The sequence below is a fragment of the Streptomyces gilvus genome (genome assembly GCF_022513565.1).
Lineage (GTDB): Bacteria > Actinomycetota > Actinomycetes > Streptomycetales > Streptomycetaceae > Streptomyces > Streptomyces gilvus.
In genome coordinates, this window is sequence record NZ_JAKWBE010000001.1 from 191,518 (window position 1) to 208,155 (window position 16,638).

Annotated in this window: 13 protein-coding genes and 1 pseudogene; 9 read left to right on the forward strand and 5 right to left on the reverse strand. The window is 70.7% G+C overall.

The window, feature by feature from the left end; all coding sequences use genetic code 11:
* The first annotated feature begins 109 nt into the window (after positions 1 to 109).
* The gene (locus tag MKW14_RS00875) at positions 110 to 3,058 is read left to right on the forward strand and encodes a helix-turn-helix transcriptional regulator (protein ID WP_240858136.1); all 2,949 of its coding nucleotides are present in this window, start codon (positions 110 to 112) and stop codon (positions 3,056 to 3,058) included.
* 196 nt (positions 3,059 to 3,254) lie between these two features.
* Positions 3,255 to 3,380, forward strand: a complete 126-nt coding sequence (locus MKW14_RS40795; protein WP_276618470.1) for a hypothetical protein — start codon at positions 3,255 to 3,257, stop codon at positions 3,378 to 3,380.
* Between the two features lie 31 nt (positions 3,381 to 3,411).
* On the opposite strand, the gene MKW14_RS00880 is transcribed toward MKW14_RS40795, so the two are convergent.
* The 3 genes from MKW14_RS00880 to MKW14_RS00890 all read right to left on the reverse strand — a co-directional run bounded on the left by MKW14_RS00880 (position 3,412) and on the right by MKW14_RS00890 (position 4,984).
* Positions 3,412 to 4,086 carry a hypothetical protein gene (locus tag MKW14_RS00880; RefSeq protein WP_240858137.1) on the reverse strand — a complete coding sequence of 225 codons (675 nt, stop codon included), beginning with the start codon at positions 4,084 to 4,086 and terminating at the stop codon, positions 3,412 to 3,414.
* Between the two features lie 359 nt (positions 4,087 to 4,445).
* Positions 4,446 to 4,544 carry a LuxR C-terminal-related transcriptional regulator gene (locus MKW14_RS00885; protein ID WP_240858138.1) on the reverse strand — a complete coding sequence of 33 codons (99 nt, stop codon included), beginning with the start codon at positions 4,542 to 4,544 and terminating at the stop codon, positions 4,446 to 4,448.
* A complete protein-coding gene (locus MKW14_RS00890) occupies positions 4,541 to 4,984 on the reverse strand; it encodes a hypothetical protein (protein WP_240858140.1) in 444 nt (147 codons plus the stop codon). Before MKW14_RS00890 ends, MKW14_RS00885 begins: the two co-directional genes overlap by 4 nt.
* Positions 4,985 to 5,318: 334 nt before the next feature.
* Between MKW14_RS00890 and MKW14_RS00895 the strand changes: the two genes are divergently transcribed.
* Both MKW14_RS00895 and MKW14_RS00900 read left to right on the forward strand, forming a co-directional pair.
* On the forward strand, positions 5,319 to 5,753 hold the full coding sequence (locus tag MKW14_RS00895) for a hypothetical protein (RefSeq protein ID WP_240858141.1): 435 nt from the start codon (positions 5,319 to 5,321) through the stop codon (positions 5,751 to 5,753).
* Positions 5,754 to 6,121: 368 nt separating this feature from the next.
* A complete protein-coding gene (locus tag MKW14_RS00900; RefSeq protein WP_240858142.1) occupies positions 6,122 to 6,757 on the forward strand; it encodes a hypothetical protein in 636 nt (211 codons plus the stop codon).
* Between the two features lie 613 nt (positions 6,758 to 7,370).
* Here the strand turns inward: MKW14_RS00900 and MKW14_RS00905 are convergent.
* Positions 7,371 to 8,294 carry an alpha/beta hydrolase gene (locus MKW14_RS00905; protein ID WP_240858143.1) on the reverse strand — a complete coding sequence of 308 codons (924 nt, stop codon included), beginning with the start codon at positions 8,292 to 8,294 and terminating at the stop codon, positions 7,371 to 7,373.
* 67 nt (positions 8,295 to 8,361) lie between these two features.
* On the opposite strand from MKW14_RS00905, the gene MKW14_RS00910 reads away from it, so the two are divergent.
* Positions 8,362 to 8,838 (forward strand): MarR family winged helix-turn-helix transcriptional regulator, encoded by a 477-nt coding sequence (locus MKW14_RS00910; protein ID WP_240858144.1) that lies wholly within the window; start codon positions 8,362 to 8,364, stop codon positions 8,836 to 8,838.
* Between the two features lie 789 nt (positions 8,839 to 9,627).
* On the opposite strand, the pseudogene MKW14_RS00915 reads toward MKW14_RS00910, so the two are convergent.
* Positions 9,628 to 9,870: pseudogene (locus MKW14_RS00915) on the reverse strand (Rv2578c family radical SAM protein); the annotation flags it as partial.
* A 202-nt stretch (positions 9,871 to 10,072) separates the two neighbouring features.
* On the opposite strand from MKW14_RS00915, the gene MKW14_RS00920 reads away from it, so the two are divergent.
* The 4 genes from MKW14_RS00920 to MKW14_RS00935 all read left to right on the forward strand — a co-directional run bounded on the left by MKW14_RS00920 (position 10,073) and on the right by MKW14_RS00935 (position 16,605).
* A complete protein-coding gene (locus MKW14_RS00920; protein WP_240858146.1) occupies positions 10,073 to 10,516 on the forward strand; it encodes an SRPBCC family protein in 444 nt (147 codons plus the stop codon).
* Positions 10,517 to 10,664: 148 nt separating this feature from the next.
* On the forward strand, positions 10,665 to 13,049 hold the full coding sequence (locus MKW14_RS00925; protein ID WP_240858148.1) for an MFS transporter: 2,385 nt from the start codon (positions 10,665 to 10,667) through the stop codon (positions 13,047 to 13,049).
* 141 nt (positions 13,050 to 13,190) lie between these two features.
* Positions 13,191 to 15,716, forward strand: a complete 2,526-nt coding sequence (locus tag MKW14_RS00930; protein ID WP_240858149.1) for a SpoIIE family protein phosphatase — start codon at positions 13,191 to 13,193, stop codon at positions 15,714 to 15,716.
* 163 nt (positions 15,717 to 15,879) lie between these two features.
* Positions 15,880 to 16,605, forward strand: coding sequence for a class I SAM-dependent methyltransferase (locus MKW14_RS00935; RefSeq protein ID WP_240858151.1), 726 nt, complete (start codon positions 15,880 to 15,882; stop codon positions 16,603 to 16,605).
* Positions 16,606 to 16,638: the final 33 nt, after the last annotated feature.

Genomic DNA, 16,638 nt, shown 5'->3' on the forward strand with positions numbered 1-16,638 from the left:
GCACCGTTCAAGCCGCAAGTCGGCCAACGGGATGGCCTAATATCCGAATTGACCGGCAACAGACGGTGTCCTCGTTCGTGTGTACTTCCATGGGAAGGGAGAGCGCCACTTGCCCCCCAAGGATCGGGCCGACGAGAACGGCGCCGTTCTCGTCGGCAGACAGACGCAGATCGAGTGTCTTTCCGCGGTTCTCAGAGGTCTGGCTGACGGCCGGGGAGCGATCCTGGAGGTCACTGGAGAGCCGGGGATCGGCAAGACCATGCTGCTCGGTCTGCTCGCCGAGCGGGCTGCCGAGGCAGGGGCGCCGGTGGTGCGGGTCCACGCCGCGCGCGGTACGACACGACCCGGCCAGGTCATCACCGACGTGCTGGACGCCCTGGAGATGCGGGATCCTCCGCTCACCCGGGAGCTCGGCGCCGAAGCGGGCGCCGAGGTGCGGAGCGTGCTGGGGCGCTGGGCTGCGCGGGGCGGCGGCGTGCTTGTCCTCGACAATGTGCATCTGTGCGACGAGCAGTCCGCAAGCCTGATCGCGCGGCTTGTGCGGACGCCCCCGCCCGGCCCGTTCGTCCTGGCGCTGGCGCACCGCCCGCGGCAGTCGGGCCGGGTGCTGAGAGAAGCGCTCGAGCACGGAGTCGAGACCGGCTCGGTCATCCGCCTGGCCCCCTCCTCCTTGGACCGCCGGGCGATATCCACCCTGCTCGGCGAGTCCCGTACCGACACCGTCTCCCCGCAGCCCTTCTCCCACTCGGCGCGTGAGAACACGTACCCCCAGTGGCAGGCCTCTCCGACACCCGTGGTCGACGGCACCTACGTCGAGCAGTTGCACGCCGCTTCCGGCGGAAACCCGCGGATGCTGCGCATCCTGGTCGCGGCGCGGTGGGACCCGGACGAGTGGCCGCTGAGTGCCGGTCCCGACCGGGACGGCATGCTCCGGGAGGCCGCCTCCGTCGTCACCGAGCTGGACTCCCTCCCCGCTGACGCCGCGCACTCGGTCCAGGTCGCCGCCGTTCTCGGCGATCCTTTCCTGCCGGACGACGTGGCTGCAGTCTCCGGTCTCGGTCTGGAACGCACCCTCGGAGCGTTCACCGAACTCGTCGAAGCGGACCTGATACGGCCGCTGCCCCTGGGCGGCGGCTACGTCTTCCGACACCCGGTGCTCGGCCACGTCGCCCTGGAACACGCTTCGCCGTCCCTGCGCGTCAACGCTCACAGGCGGGCCCTGGATCTGCTCACCACACGTGGGACCTCGGCGCTCCAACGTGCCCGGCAGGCCGAGCACCTGGTGGGCGCCGGCAGTGAGGAGGCCCGGCAGGCTCTTGTCGAGGGCGCGGCGGAGGTCATGGCCAAGGCGCCCGCCGCCGCTGCCCGCTGGTTGGGCCTGGCGCTGGACCACCTGCCCGCCGAAGAGCGGATCAGCGCCCCCCGGGTCGTTCTGGTGCTCGACCACTGCCGGGCCCTCATGTCCCTGGGCCGCCTGCAGGAAGCCCGTTCCATGGTCCACGATCTGCTCAGACATCAGGCCGATCTCTCCGAGGACCTGCTGCTGAGCGTCTACGCCGTCTGCGCAGAGCTGGAGCGGTTGCTGGGCCGTCACCAAGAGGCCGAAGCAGTGGTGCGCACGGCACTTGACCTCCTACCCCGCCCGCTGCCGGTTCCGCCGCCGGCGCAGGCAGCGGAACTGATCACCGCATACGGGCGAGTGCAGTTGTTCCGGGGCGTCTACGGCGAGGCACGCGACTTGGTACGAGAAGCGGTGAAGGCTGCCGGAGCCACGGGCCCGGCGGTGCCCTACCTGCGGGCCCTGGGTGCCCTCGGCGACACCCAACTCGGCCTCCTTCCCGAGGCCGTCGCCGAAGTCACCGAGTGCGCGCGGATCGTGGACGCCCTGCCGGACGCCGCTGCCGTCACCATGCCCGACGTCCTCGCGATGCTCGGCTGCGCGGAATTGTTCCAGGAGCGCTTCCACGACGCCTACCGGCATCTCGAACGAGGACTGCAGGCCACCACGGGCGCCACACGGAGATTCATCCGGATCAACCAGTTGGTGGCCCTGTGCCATCTCGACCAGTTGACGGGGCGTCTGGAGCACCTCTGTCGCCGTGCCGGGGAGGCCGAGCTGCTCGCCCGGATGAGCGGGGTCGACGAAGCCGCTGGGATCGCCATGCTCCTGCGGGCGACGGGGCTGCTGTTGACACGTCCACGGCGGGACACCGACAAGCTGCTCGAACTCGCCGAGGAAGGGCTCGGCCTCGCCTTGCACAAGCGGGGATGGCGGGCATCCGTGGCGGTCGGCCTGCACGCCCACGCCCAGTTCCTCGGCGGGGACCCGGCAGGCTGTCTGCGCACCCTCGTCGAGGAGGGCGGCCCGCAGCTGCAGCGGCTGCTGCGCGCCTGGCAGCCATCTCTCCTCGCCCTCGCCTGCGTCGCGGCACTGCGTTGCGGTGACCTCGCCGCGGCTCGCGACTGGGCCACAACAGGGGAGGCCGTGGCCGACCAGTTGGGGCTGCAACTGCAACACCAACACCTGCGCAGAGCCCGTGCCGAGCTCCACGCCGCCGAGGGAGAACACCGTCTGGCGGCAGGACTGTTTCACGAGACCGCGGAGTCGTTCCGCCGCGCCGGCCTGCCGGTGGAACACGCCTGGACCCTGGTGACCGGGGCACCTTCGATCCACGCGGCCCAAGGCACCCAGCAGGCGCTCAAGTGGCTCAACATGGCGGGAAAGGCCGCTCGGGCCTGCGGCTCACAGCGGATCCTTGAGGAGGCGGCAAGGGTCAGGACCCTGCTGTCGGCGTCCTGCGCCAGCACCGGTGCGGCGGTAACAACGGCGCAGGAGGCCAGCGCCCGGGCGACGATGGCTCTTCTCACCGAGCGAGAGCGGGAGATCGCGGGACTGGCGGCAGAGGGCCAGCGCACCAAGGAGATCGCGGAGCAGCTCTTCCTCAGCACCAGGACCGTCGAAGCCCACCTCAGCCGCATCTACCGCAAGCTCGGCATCCGCTCCAGGGCGGCACTGCCGCGCGCACTCGGCGGAGCCGGCCACCTGCCGACCGTCTGACTGGTCGCGCTGGTCCTACCTCGTTGTCGCGGCTAGCCGGTCTTGTTCTGCAGCCGTGTACGAGTTTCCACGGATATGCCCGCGCCCGAGTGCGGCAGGCCGGCCTGGCGTCTGCAGCCCGTGAACCAGCCCTTGTCAGTGAGCAGGCAGTGGGCGAGTCTGCCGATCGGTGGGTCCGGCCCGCACCCCGGGCGGCTTGCGGGAGCAGTTCGAGAGCGCGATCTGGCAGCTCCGCACCCGCAGCCGGTGGTGGTCGGTGCCGGGCGAGTTCGGCCAGGCCGAGGGGCTGTGGACGAATCCGGTCTTCCTTGGCCGCCCGTGACGGTGCCGCTGCGCAACGGGTCTGCGGCCGGTCACAGGAGGAAGGGCAGGTTCACGATCAGGGCGATGTATGCGATGCCGCCGAGCGCGATGAGCAGGGTGGACAGGACGTGGTGGACGTGACGCCACGGCGTAGGTATCCCGGGGAAGCGCTTCTTCAGCAGAGGCCATTTGAGGAAACCGTGGTCCTGGAAGGGAAGACGGAGGTGCTTCCACAACTCCCGGAGTCCTTCCGCGTCCCAGAGCCGGGCGTCGATGAGCACAGGCCGGTGGGCTGTGGAGGTGATGACGATCCGGCTGCCGTGCGGTCCGTCGACGGGCACCCTGACCGTGTGCAGCCCTGTCAGGGAGGACACCGGGGTATGCAGAACCCTGCGGTTCCAGCGGTCGCGCACCGTCAGGACGCCGTCTTCCAGGCGGATGCCGGCGTTGGCCCAACGCAGGCCGATCAGCGCACAGACCCAGAGCAGCGGGAACAGAACTGCCAGGATCCCGATCACCAGACCCGTCATCCCCGACCCCGCTGACGTACCGCGTCCCCTGGCCATCAGGAGACCCACACGCAGCGCCCCGATGGCGAGGAGGGGCGACGCCTTGATCAGCAGAGCCTTGCTGGTACCGCTGTCGGGCCTGACGGAAACCCAGGGGAGGTCCACCTCGTCCGCCGGGTCGGTGAGCGGGGCATCGCCCGGTGGCCGCGTGGTCATGCGCATGTCCTCCTTCTGCGTCGCGCCACGCTCCGCCGTGTGTGCCGGCCAGGAATTGTGGGCAGGGACGCACGACCACTCTCCCGGAACGCCTGAATCGCCGGCATCGGGGAAACTACGTAAAGGCACATGCGACCGACGGTGCTCATGCCCCGGCCCGAACGGGTCTGACCACCACGCCGACTCCGAACGCGTCCACTCGGTGTCCGGATACCCGCCTCGGCGTCCTCGCCGCTGATGTCCACGCCAGCGGCCAGGGGTGATCAGGATCCCGTAGCACGTGCTCGCAGCAGCCTTCTGTCTCGCGCTGTCAGGGGTCCCCCTCCTCCCTTGGTGAGCAAGACATGCGTGAGGCCTGCTCAGTTCGCCACGCCCAGATTCCGGTAGATCTGCCTCAGGTGGGTCACCACCGTGCGCACGCTGAGGAAGAGGGCCTCCGCCACCCGGTGGTTCGTCATGCCCTTGCTGACCCGGTGGGCGACCTCCCGCTCCCGGCCGACAGCAGAGCCCGCGGCACCTCCGGCGCGAGTGACCGGGGCTGGTCCGTGAGTTCGTGGCGCCGGCGCGTGACCGTGTCGGCGAGCTGTGCCGAACCGTACTGGCCGGCCAGTGCCTCGGCCCGGTCCAGCCAGTCCACCACCTCCTGCGTGCGTCGCACGCCCACCGCGACTTCGGCTGCGTCGAGCACCGTGCGGCACAGCTCGACGCGTTCCTCACCGGGGGCGAATCCCTCGACGGCCTGCCGCGCGCTGTGCAGGGCGCTGTCGATGTCGCCTCGTACGACGGGGTCCCACATGCGCGCCCGATGCGCGAAGACAAGTCGGCCGGGCGACGGGAGCTGCCCGGCACAGGAGTCGGCCGGCTCCGCCCAGTGCGCCGTGGCGGCCGGGTCGGACACGGTGGCGGCCGCTCTTGCCGGCGCGTCGCACCAGCGTGGCTCGCGCCGGCCTGCCACCCGAGGAAGCTCATCGCCCCCCGGCGGCGCCCAGCAGCAGCCAGCGGGCCTGCGCCGCATGTGCGCGGTGCAGAGACGGCGAGCCGCCTGTCCCGGCCCCGGAGCAGCGCGCCACCCGCCCACAGTTAGGTGTTTTCACGGATGTCCCGGTGATCATCCAGCTGGAATGCTGAGAGCGGCGCATCGCTTCAGCCGTGTGACGTCGCCATCCGTGGTACGACACTCGTGCCCTCAGGAGCGCGCGCGAGGCTGGTCGTCGTGTGAGGAGGATCTCGGCGTGTCCACGGTGAACGGCATCGGCACCAAGTTCCTCGGGTTCGGCTACCGCAATCGCGACGGCAGTCACTACGCCACCCAGTGGTTCGTCGTCCTCGACCTGCCCATTCTGCCGCTGCGCCGCTACCGGCTCACCGTCGGCGCCGACGTGCACCACCCCCTGGGCGCCGGCAGCCGGACCCTGACCCGGTACGTCCTGCATGAAGAGACCCGCCTCGACAGCGGGGAGATCATGCTCACCTACCTGACCTGGTGGCTCTTGGGGCCGCTTGTGGTGGCAGGACCCGCGGCACTGCTGCTCTGGGCGATCAGCGGCAACGAGCACGGCGGCCTGGGCTTCTGGGCGTTCTTTCTGTCCCTGTCCCTGGCCTGGGTCGTAGGGACTGCAACAGCCATGACCAACTACGGCAAACGGCGGCACGGACTTCCCAGGTAGGCGTCGGCGATTTCCCGCGTCCGCCGGTTTCCGGGCCGGACCCGCCTAATGGGAGCTGCAGGGTCGGAGAGACTCGGTGCCGTAGCCGCCAGCAGGTGAGCACTTCCCACGCCGGAAGCACCATGGGGTGTCTGACACGAAGGATGAGGAGAGAAACGAATGAGGCGACGGCGAGTCGTGCGTCGGGGAGGTGAGCGCGGGTGAACATCTCCCGCACGGCCGCGGGCCGTTGGTCTCGGGTCGCCGCGGGCGCGGCGGTCGCCGTGCTGGCGACCGGCTGCACGCATCATGGGACCAGCGCAGCCGACGTATCGGCCAGTCCCTCCACCAGCGTGTCTCCCGTCCGTTCCACGCCTTCGGCGCGGCCGTTGCCCTCACCTCCCTATCCGGTCAACGCCGACGGCTGCCACCCCGACGAGGACTGGACCCAACGGCAGATCGCTGCCTGGCTGGTGCAGGAGGAAAATCCGACGGGCGCACTGGGGTTCGTGAGAAGCACGGCGGGATTCAACGGTCCGCTGTGTGCACCGATCACCGTCCAGGTTCAGTTCTGGCGGCTCACCTACCGGTCCGCGGCCGACGCCCGGGCCGACGGTCCGACGGGCTCGGCCCCCGACTACTACTTCACCATGGCTGCCATGAAACGCGTACGACTGCGCGTCGACGGACGCCGGGACGTGGTCGTGACTCCGCCGAAGGGCTACTACTCAAGTCACCCGAGCCCCTGCGTCGGCGGCCTGGTGGCGTACTACACCGGCGGCCCCCTGACCGAGAAGGAACTGCCCAGCAGGATCGTCAAGGGCGACAGCCTCCTCACATTCGACTCGGAGAACTTCCACACGAACCGTGTGATCGACAGCAAGCTGAACAGCCCCACCGATCCCGCTGTATGCGACGCCGACGGCAAACCGACCAAGCCCACTTCAGCTCCTTCGTTCCCCGCCGGCGCCCTTGTCCCGACGCCGTCCTATCCCTCCATCCAGCTCAACCCGAGTCACACCTGACGGCCGCCGCCTCCCACGGGGGCCCCTCGGTACCGAACACGCCTGCCACCGCACCATCGCCGCCCCGACCTCGCTCCCGGGGCTCAACCGCGTCGGGCTGGTCCGCTGTCGCGCGCCGGACCCGTACGAGGTGATCCCCGCCCAGCGCCACCATGAGCGTGCCGTGCGGGAGTTCCGGGATGTTCTGGCTGCCTGGTGGCGGCTCGGAGTCGAAGCCGCTCGGTCGGGGCCGGTTTTCGGTAGGGCCGTCACCTGTCTCTCGGTAGCCGCCGGCAGAGGGTCATGGCGCCGGCTCGCAGAGCTGCGGCCAGGCCGGCGACGACATGCTCGGACGGCAGGGTCCGCCCGGGCAAGAGCACTTCGATCAGTGCGTCGGCCGCCACGGTGAGCACGCGCTGCGAACGCTGGGCGGCGTCCCCTGTCGGTCAGTTGCACTCGCGTCACATAAGAAGAACCAGCATCCCCGCGTGAGCCACCGCCCACGGAGAACGCGCTCCCCGGGGTCTTGAACCGCCCTCGGAGCGAGGTGGGGTGCCGGCTGCCAGGAATGGGAACGGCGAGCCAGGGCCTGGGGTTCGGACCGTGGTGGTCCGTACGAGACCGCCTGCGGGCTTCAGCCTGCCGACGCGTGTGCCGTGCCCCTGGTGCGGATGCGCTGACGGAGAAAGAGAGCGGCGCGGTCCAGTACCTCGTCGGCTTCGTCCAGGACGCCCGCGAACGCCTGGAAGACATGTGGAACGTCAGCGGTGATGTCCAGGATGACGTCCACTCCGGCTTCCCTCGCGCGCGTGGCCATGCGTGTGGAGTCGTCCAGGAGCATTTCGTTGGTGCCCGCCTGCAGAAGCATCGGAGGGAAGCCGGTCAGGTCGGCGAGGGTGGCGGGGCTGAGCATGGGCTGATGCGCATCCTGTCCCGCAAGGTACATGGAACCGGTGTGTTCCAGGCCCTCACGCGTGAAGAACGGATCGATGCCCGCCTTGGTGTCCATGCTCCTGCCTGTCCGGGTCATGTCGAGCCCGGGGGAGAACGCCACGATGGCGGCGGGCATGGGCAGGCCTGCGTCGCGGGCGGCGAGGCAGGTGGTGACGGTGAGGCCGCCGCCGGCGGAGTCCCCGGCGAACGCGATCGCCGAAGGGTCTTCGCCGCTGTCGAGAAGTGCGCGGTAGGCGCTCAGTCCGTCCTCGATCGCGGCCGGGAACGGACACTCAGGGGCAAGCCGGTAATCCAGGGAGAACGCCCTGAACCCTGTCCTGGCCACGAGGTTCCCCGTCAGCGACATCGCCGTCTCCGGTGAACCGACCACGTAAGAGCCACCGTGAAAGTAGAGGATCGTCCCGGCCTTCGGAGTGCCGACCGGCTCGACGAGCACCGCGGGGCGATCGCCGAGCGTCGCAGTCCGTGTGTTGATCCCAGCCGGGACGATCATTTCCCCCATCAGCGCCCTGAACCCGGCGCGAAGCTCCTCCACCGACCGAGGGCCCTCCGGCTGAGGCCGTCGGACCATCGCGTCGACCTCCGCGCGCTGCTGCCTGCTCATTGTCGCCTCCATCCCAAGTGCATGCCAAGGCACTATATGCCTAGGCATATAGATTAGAATATATGCCATGGCATCCAAGTCAAGCCGTGGCCCGATCGACCTCCCGGGCTTCTTCGCCGATCTCGTCCGCTGCGAGACACGCCTCTACAACGCGCTGAACGACCGCCTTCGCGAGCGGCACGGGATCGTCACCTCGCAGTTCGAGTTCCTGCGCTTCCTGCGCGACCACCCCGGCTCCCGGGTCGCGGACCTCGCCACCGAATTCGCCATCGGGATCGGCGCGACCAGCAAGGGCATCGACCGCCTGCAGAAGCAGGCATGGGTCATGCGGCAAACCAATCCATCGGATCGCCGCTCGTCACTGCTGGCCCTGACCGCCGGAGGCCTGCAACTCGTCGAGGCGGCGGAGGCGACCTTTACCACGACACTGGCCGAGCTGACCGCAGGCGTCCTGGGCGGTCCCTCAGGACCGGCCGCCGCACAGATCTTCTCGGAGCTGCGCTCTGTACTCGAACGCGACCAGATCGGCCTGCCCACAGGGTGACCGGCATGCGCATCCAGTGTGACGGTCCGTCGACCGCGTGATCAGCGTTCGTCACGAGGGTGAATCCCGCGGATTGATCACGACTCCATACGCGCCCCAGGTGTGGTGACTGCCCGGGTTGGTGACGCGGCTGATCTGGGTCTCACGATCCCAACCCGCACGACGAACTCTGAGCACGCTGCCGGGGCGGGCCGGGTCTTGCCGCCGCCGGCTCCGGTGCCGTGGGGAACCGTGGTGTAACGCCACGGAAACCTGACGGTCCAGAACCTGCTGGACCCAGTTGTGCGGCCGGAAGCAGCCGTCGCGCATGCTGGCGACGGCTGACAGGAGCCGGTCGATCGAGTCCTCGGCCGGCGTACGGCCGATGACGGATACGGCCTCTGCACCCGTCAGCGCCTCGGGCCCGGAGAGCTCACCCTGCCGTGGTGGCCGGGGGAGGTGAGGGCTTCGGCGGTGACCGCTGTCCGCAGGCCGGTTCCGCGCGGCCTGTACGGGCCGGTCCAGGACTGCCTCGACGGCGTCTCGGGCTGAAGTGTGGCTGCTGCTGGTGCGTCGGTTACCGGCGCTTCGCTGTGCGGTCGCGCAGCAGTAGCCACTGACTCGTGTCGGCGCCGCCTGAGCGCGCAGCCGGTCCGTGCAGCAGCACGGCGTAAGCCGTCCTCTCCGCCTTGCTCGGGGAGGCATACTGGCCTGGCGCCTTGGGGGTCGGGAATGATCTCGTCATGCCTTTCCAGGCCTTGTCCGCGTTCGGAGTGCTGAGCATCGGCCCTCCCGGGCTCAATAGGGTCATGCAGTGCAGTACACGCATGCGTGCGAGCAGCCGCGGTAGGGGTTGATCGTCCACTCGAACGGCATGCGCGAGGCGCCCGGCACCCGGTTGATGATCGAACGGGCCCGCACCTCGTGGAAGGTGCTCCCGCGGAATTCGGGCGTGTCGAAGGTACGGCTGACCACGGCGTCCGCGCCGAACAGCGCGGCGTCGGCCGCCCGGCTGTGGCCGCCGGACTCCACGGTGAGGTTCTCCCAGCGCATGACGCCTCCTCGGTAGCACCTGCCCCAGCAGTGAAACACCTGTTCGATTTTCAGTGCAAGTGCTGTTTCCGATCGATTCGCACGCCCGGGAGATCGCTTCGGGCACCCGCACGGCACCCCGATTTGGGGGGCCGTGGGCGGGGGTGGTTGGCTTGCCCCAACCCCGAGAGAGCAAGTCCTGAGCAAGTCCTGGAGGAAACCGATGGCGCAGGTCGAGGCCACTACGGAGCGGGTCGTCGCGGCGGACGCGGAGAAGGTGTTCGACGCCCTCGCCGACTACCGCGGCACGCGCGCGAAGCTGCTGCCCGAGCACTTCAGCGAGTACGAGGTGCGCGAGGGCGGCGACGGCGAGGGCTCCCTCGTCCACTGGAAGCTCCAGGCGACCAGCAAGCGGGTGCGCGACTGCCTCCTGGACGTCAGCGAGCCCACCGACGGACAGCTCGTCGAGAAGGACCGCAACTCCTCCATGGTCACCACCTGGACGGTCACCCCGGCCGGGGAGGGCAAGTCCCGTGTGGTCGTCACCACCGTCTGGAACGGCGCCGGCGGCATCGGCGGCTTCTTCGAGAGGACCTTCGCGCCCAAGGGCCTCGCCCGGATCTACGACGCCGTGCTCGCCCGGCTGGCCACCGAGACCGAGAAGTAAGTCCCGGAGACCTCGCGGGCGTTGACCGCCCTCACCGGTTCGAGTGGATCTCGGTGCGTCACGCCCTTGTGCCGTAACTCGTCGCGCTTGCCCGTGGTTGTCGCCCCAGGCGGCACATGTGAGGCAGGCGCGACGAGGGGAGCGGCACGTGAGCGGGACGACTCTGGTGCAGGACGGACCCGAGGTGTCTCCCGCCGAGAGCCACGTCCCCGCACCCGTCGCCGGCGTCCAACTCACCCCGCGCCGGGTGCGGCTGGTCTTCCTCGGACTGATGCTGGCGCTGCTGCTCGCCGCGCTGGAACAGATGATCGTCGCCACCGCGCTCCCGAAGATCGTCGGCGAGCTGCACGGCCTGGACCGGATGTCCTGGGCGATCACCGCGTACCTGCTGACGGCCACGGTCGGACTGCCGGTCTACGGCAAGCTCGGCGACCTGTTCGGCCGCAAGGGCGTCTTCCAGTTCGCCATCGTCGTCTTCGTGATCGGCGCCGCCCTCGCGGGCCGGGCGCGGACCATGGACCAGCTGATCGCCTTCCGCGCCGTCCAGGGCGTCGGCGCGGGCGGGCTCATGATCGGCGTCCAGGCGATCATCGCCGACATCGTGCCGCCGAGGCGGCGCGGCCGGTTCATGGGGCTCATCGGCGCCGCCTTCGGGCTCGCCTCCGTCGCCGGGCCGCTGCTGGGCGGCTACTTCACGGACCACCTCTCCTGGAGGTGGTGCTTCTACTTCAACGTCCCCTTCGGCCTGATCACGCTGGCCGTCGTCACCGTCGTACTGAAACTGCCGAAGCCGCGGGCCAGGGCCCGGCTGGACGTCCTCGGCGCGCTGCTGCTCGCCGCCGCCTCCACCTGCCTGGTCCTGCTGACCAGTTGGGGCGGCACCGAGTACGCGTGGGACTCGCGGGTCATCCTCGGACTCGGCGCGGGGGCCGCCGTCTCGGCCGTGCTCTTCCTCGTCGCCGAACGCTTCGCCGCCGAACCGCTCATCCCGCTGCGGCTGTTCAGGGACTCCGTCTTCAACGTCACCAGTCTGGTGGGCCTGGTGATCGGCGTCGCCCTCTTCGGCGCCGCCAGCTACCTGCCGACGTTCCTGCAGATGGTCGACGGGGCCAGCGCCACCGAGTCAGGGCTGCTGATGCTGCCCATGATGGGCGGGATCGTCGGCGCCTCGATCGTCTCCGGGCAGCTCATCAGCCACACCGGGCGCTACCGGATCTACCCCGTCCTCGGCAGCGCCGTCTCGGCCGTCGGGATGTGGCTGCTGTCCCGCCTGGAGGCCGACACGCCCCGGCTGCAGTACAGCGTGTGGATGGCCGTCCTCGGCGCCGGCATCGGCATGGTGATGCCGGTCCTGGTGCTCGCCGTGCAGAACTCCGTGCGACCCGCCGACCTCGGCACCGCCACCAGCGCCAACAACTACTTCCGGCAGATCGGCGGCAGCGTCGGCGCCGCGGTCTTCGGCACCCTCTTCTCCGACCGGCTGGCCGACGCCCTCGCCAAACGGCTGCCCCCGCGCGCGGGCGCCCGGCTGCCCGACCCGCAGTCCATCACCCCGCAGCTCGTCCACGCGCTGCCCCCGCCGCTGCGCGACGACTACATCCGGGCCTACGCCGACGCCATGCCCCGGATCTTCCTGTACCTCGTGCCGGTGCTCGTCCTCGGCCTGCTGATCGCCTTCTTCCTCAAGGAGAAACCCCTGGTGGCCCACAACACCGCCGAACCGGAGCCCGCGACCGTCAACACCCCCATCCCGCAGGCCCGTTCGCCGTACGCCGGCGGAATCCCCGTGTGCGGCACGGTGCAGCACCCCGACGGCACCGCGGTCCCCCGCGCGGCGCTCACCCTCATCGACGTGGCCGGAGCGCAGATCGGGCGGGGCGCGAGCGGAGCGGACGGGCGATACGCGCTCGCCACCCCCGGCCCCGGCTCGTACGTGCTGATCGCCGCCGCGGGCGGCCACCAGCCGCAGGCCGTCACGGTCACCGTGGGGGAACGGCCGGTCGACCTCGACATCGTGCTCGGCGGTGCCGGCCGTCTCGCCGGCACCGTGCACACCGCGGACGGCAGCTGCGTCCGGGACGCCGCCGTCACCCTGACCAACGTGCACGGCGAGGTCGTCGCCACCACCCGCAGCTCGCGCGAGGGCGGCTATGTGATCACCGAGCTGGTGGCCGGGGAGTACACGCTGGCCGCGAGCGCCCCCGCCTTCCGGCCGGCGGCGCTCCCCGTCACCGTCCAGGCCGCCCGGGAGACACGCCAGGACGTCGAGCTCGCGGGGGGCGCCGTGCTGCGTGGGACCGTGCGCGCGGGCGGCGGAAGACCGGTCGAGGACGCGCGGGTGACGCTGCTCGACGCGGCGGGCAATGTCGTCGACACCCTCACCACCGGACCCGACGGAACGTTCCGGTTCGTGGATCTGTCCTCCGGCGAGTACACCGTCATCGCCGCCGGTTACCCGCCGGTCGCCACCGTGCTCCAGGTGGCCGGCGGCGGACGGACCGAGCGTGACCTGCACCTGGGGCACGAGGACTGACGGCGGCCCGGCGTGCGCCCGGCGCGCGGGGGCGGTCGCGGACGACCAATTCCCGCGTTGGCGCACATCACCACCGGGCGGAGCCGTACGGTGGAGTGGGCGGCAGATCTTGCGGAGCCGTGGGGAGAGAGGGCCTGGGCCATGGAACATGGCAGCGACCGTGGCACCGAGAGGGACACGCCTCCCAGCCACGGAGCGGGGAACGGCGCGGCGGAGCACGCCCCGGCCGGCCGCATCCCGCTGGCCGTGGTCGTGGTGGACCGCTCCGGCCTGGTCTCCCACTGGAGCACGGGCGCACGGCGGCTGTTCGGAGTCCCCAAGGAGGAGGCGATCGGCCGCCCGGCGGTCGATCTGCTGCCCGTGTCCGGAGTGCTGCCCGAAGAGGACGAGGTCCTGTCCTACGGGGGGTACTCCGCCTACGACGGCCTCGGACCGGGCCTTGAGTCCTCCCTCGACGGCGGGCTCTCCTACCCCGCGGCCGGCCGCGCGCGGTTGACCGTTCCCGAGCGAAGCGAGATGGGGGTCCCCCCGCCCGGAGGGTGGGGGAGGGACCGGGTCGACGTGCTGTGGTGGGCGTACCCCCTGGTGGGCCCGGGGGAGGAGCGGCTGTTGGTGCTGGCCGCCGACACGGCGGGACTGCGTCCGGACGAGTCCGACGGGATCGACGGGGCCGACGACATGGCCTTCGAGCGGATCGCCCCCGCCTTCGCCCTGCACACCGACTTCCCCGGCGCCGAGGAACTGGCCCGCAGGCTGCCCGAGATCCTGCCCAGCATGAGCGTCGACGAAAGCGCCCGCATCGTCGCGCAGGTGCTCGAACTGGGCTACCCGGTCCTGGAGTTCAGCCAGAACGACCGGGTGCCCGTCACCCCCGACTGGGGCGTGCCCCGGCGCGTCGAGCGCAGGGCCCGCCGCGAGCGGGCCGCACAGGCCGCCGCCGAGGGCCTGCCGATACCGGGGGACCTCGCCGACGAGGGCGAGGACCTGGAGTACGCGGCCGTCCGCGAGCACCTGGAGTTCCTCAACGAGGTCAGCGGACGCATCGGCACCTCCCTCGACCTGTCCCGGACCATCATCGAGGTCAGCAAGGCCGTCGTCCCCCGCTTCACCGACGTCGCCGGCACCTATCTGCGCGAACAGGTCGTCGCGGGCGAGGGCTTCCCCGAGGGCGTGCCCGACACCACCACCATGTGGCACCGGGTGGCCGTCGAGCACACCGACGAACCCGGCCGCTGGGACGACGTCGTCCCCGTCGGCGAGGCCATGCCCTTCCCCGCGCACACGCCGTTCTTCCAGTGCATGACCACCGGCGAGCCCGTCCTGGTGCCCCGCATCAGCGAGCAGATGGGCCACGCCATCGCCTCCCAGTTCGAGAAGCGCGACATCCGGCCGCTGATCAACAACCGCTCCATGCTGGTCGTCCCGCTCAAGGCGCGCAACGTCGTCCTCGGCTTCATGATCCTGCTGCGCCACCCGGAGCGCGCCGAGTTCAACGACATGGACCGGGTCACCGGCGCCGAACTCGCCGCCCGCGCGGGCCTCGTGCTCGACAACGCGCGCATGTACACCTACCAGGAGAGCGTCGCCGAGACCCTCCAGGACAGCATGCTGCCGCACATCCCGCCGCGCATGGCGGGCTGCGACATCGCCACCCGCTATCTGCCCGGCACGCTCCTCGGGCGCGTCGGCGGCGACTGGTTCGACTCGGTCAAGCTGCCCGGCGCCCGCACCGCCCTGGTCGTCGGCGACGTCATGGGCCACGGCCTCAACTCGGCCGCCATGATGGGCCAGTTGCGCACGGCCGTACAGACCATGGCCGCCCTCGACCTGCCGCCCGCCCAACTGCTGCGCAACCTCGACGACCTCGCCCAGCGCCTCGGCGACTCCTACCTCGCGACCTGTCTCTACGCCGTCTACGACCCGATCGCGAGCGAACTGCACATCGCCAACGCGGGCCACATCCCGCCCGTGCTGGTCCGCGCCGGGGACGGTCGCAGCGAGCTGCTGGACCTGCCGACCGGCGCGCCCATCGGCGTGGGCGGGGTGCCCTTCGAGGCGGTACGCGTGCGCGTGGAACCCGGCGACCGGATCGTGATGTGCACCGACGGACTGGTCGAGGTGCGCGGCGAGGACATCGGTGTCGGCCTCGCCACGCTCAGCGAGTCCGCCGCCCACCCGGCCGCCTCCATGGACGACGCCTGCGACGCGATCATCCGCGCCCTCAACACCCGCGGCGGCCGCAAGGACGACGTCGCCCTGCTGATGGCCCGGCTCAACGGCATCGACGAGGACGACGTCGCCGAGTGGCGCTTCCCCCTCGACCCGTCCGAGGTGGCACGCGCGCGTGCCGCGGTGCGGGAGCGGCTGCACGAGTGGGGGCTGCCGAAACTCGCCGACAACGCCGGGCTGATGGTCAGTGAGCTGGTCACCAACGCCGTACGGCACTCCCACAGCAGGCCCGTCGAGCTGCGGCTGGTGCGGGGCGACACCCTGCTGTGCGAGGTGGACGACGACGACCACGAGCTGCCGACCCTGCTGAGCGCCGGCCCCACCGAGGCGTTCGGGCGCGGACTCAGGGTGGTCACCACCCTGGCCCGCGAATGGGGCACCAGCCGGACGAGGAACGGCAAGACCGTCTGGTTCGAACTCGGCCTGCCGCGGCGCTGAGCACCGGGCGTGCCTGAGGGGCGCGCGAGGCACGCGGGGGCGTACGCATATCGAATGCGGCGTGAAGGTATGCGCCACGCGCTTGTAGCGCCGATCCGGGCGCGATAGACCGTACTGGCCCGTCACTTGAGGCGGTTCGGCGTCGTACCCTGGGGAGTTCGGCATGAGCGTGACGAGTCGGTACCGGGAGGCCTGGGAGGGCTTCTGGAGAGAAGCCCCCGAGGAACAGGGGGCCGTGTTCTGGGACGCGGATCCGGCCGTGACGGCCGGCGTCCATGTGGCCCTGTTCGAACCGCATCTGGCCGATCCCGGTCTTGCGCTCGTGGACGTCGGCTGTGGCAACGGCACCCAGACCCGGTTCCTCGCCGGGCGCTTCCCGCGGGTGGTGGGCGCCGACCTGTCCGAGGCCGCCGTCGAGCACGCCCGGCACGCGGACCCCGCCGGGCAGGCGCGGTACCGGGTGCTCGACGTCGTGGAGAAGAGCGAGACGCAGGCCCTGCACGCCGAACTCGGCGACGCCAACGTCTACATGCGGGGCGTCCTCCACCAGGCCGAACGGGACGACCGGCAGCCGATGGTGGACTCCATCGCCACGCTCCTCGGCGAGCGGGGCCGGCTCTTCCTGGTCGAACTCTCCGAGGAGGCCAAGCCCGTCCTCATGGGCCTCGCGCAGGGCCCGTCCGGGCCGCCGCCCAAGCTCGCGCCCATCTTCCGGCACGGCATCGCCCCCGGCGAGGTCGCCGACGACACCGTGCCCGAGTACCTGAGCGCGGCCGGCCTCACGATCTTCGCGGCGGGCCGACTGCCGCTGATCACCACGGAGTCGGCCCCCGACGGTACCCGCATCGAGCTGCCGTCGAAGTGGCTGGTGGCGGGGCGCGTGAGCTGACGGTGCGCTGGGCAGGGGCGGGGAGCGACCTTC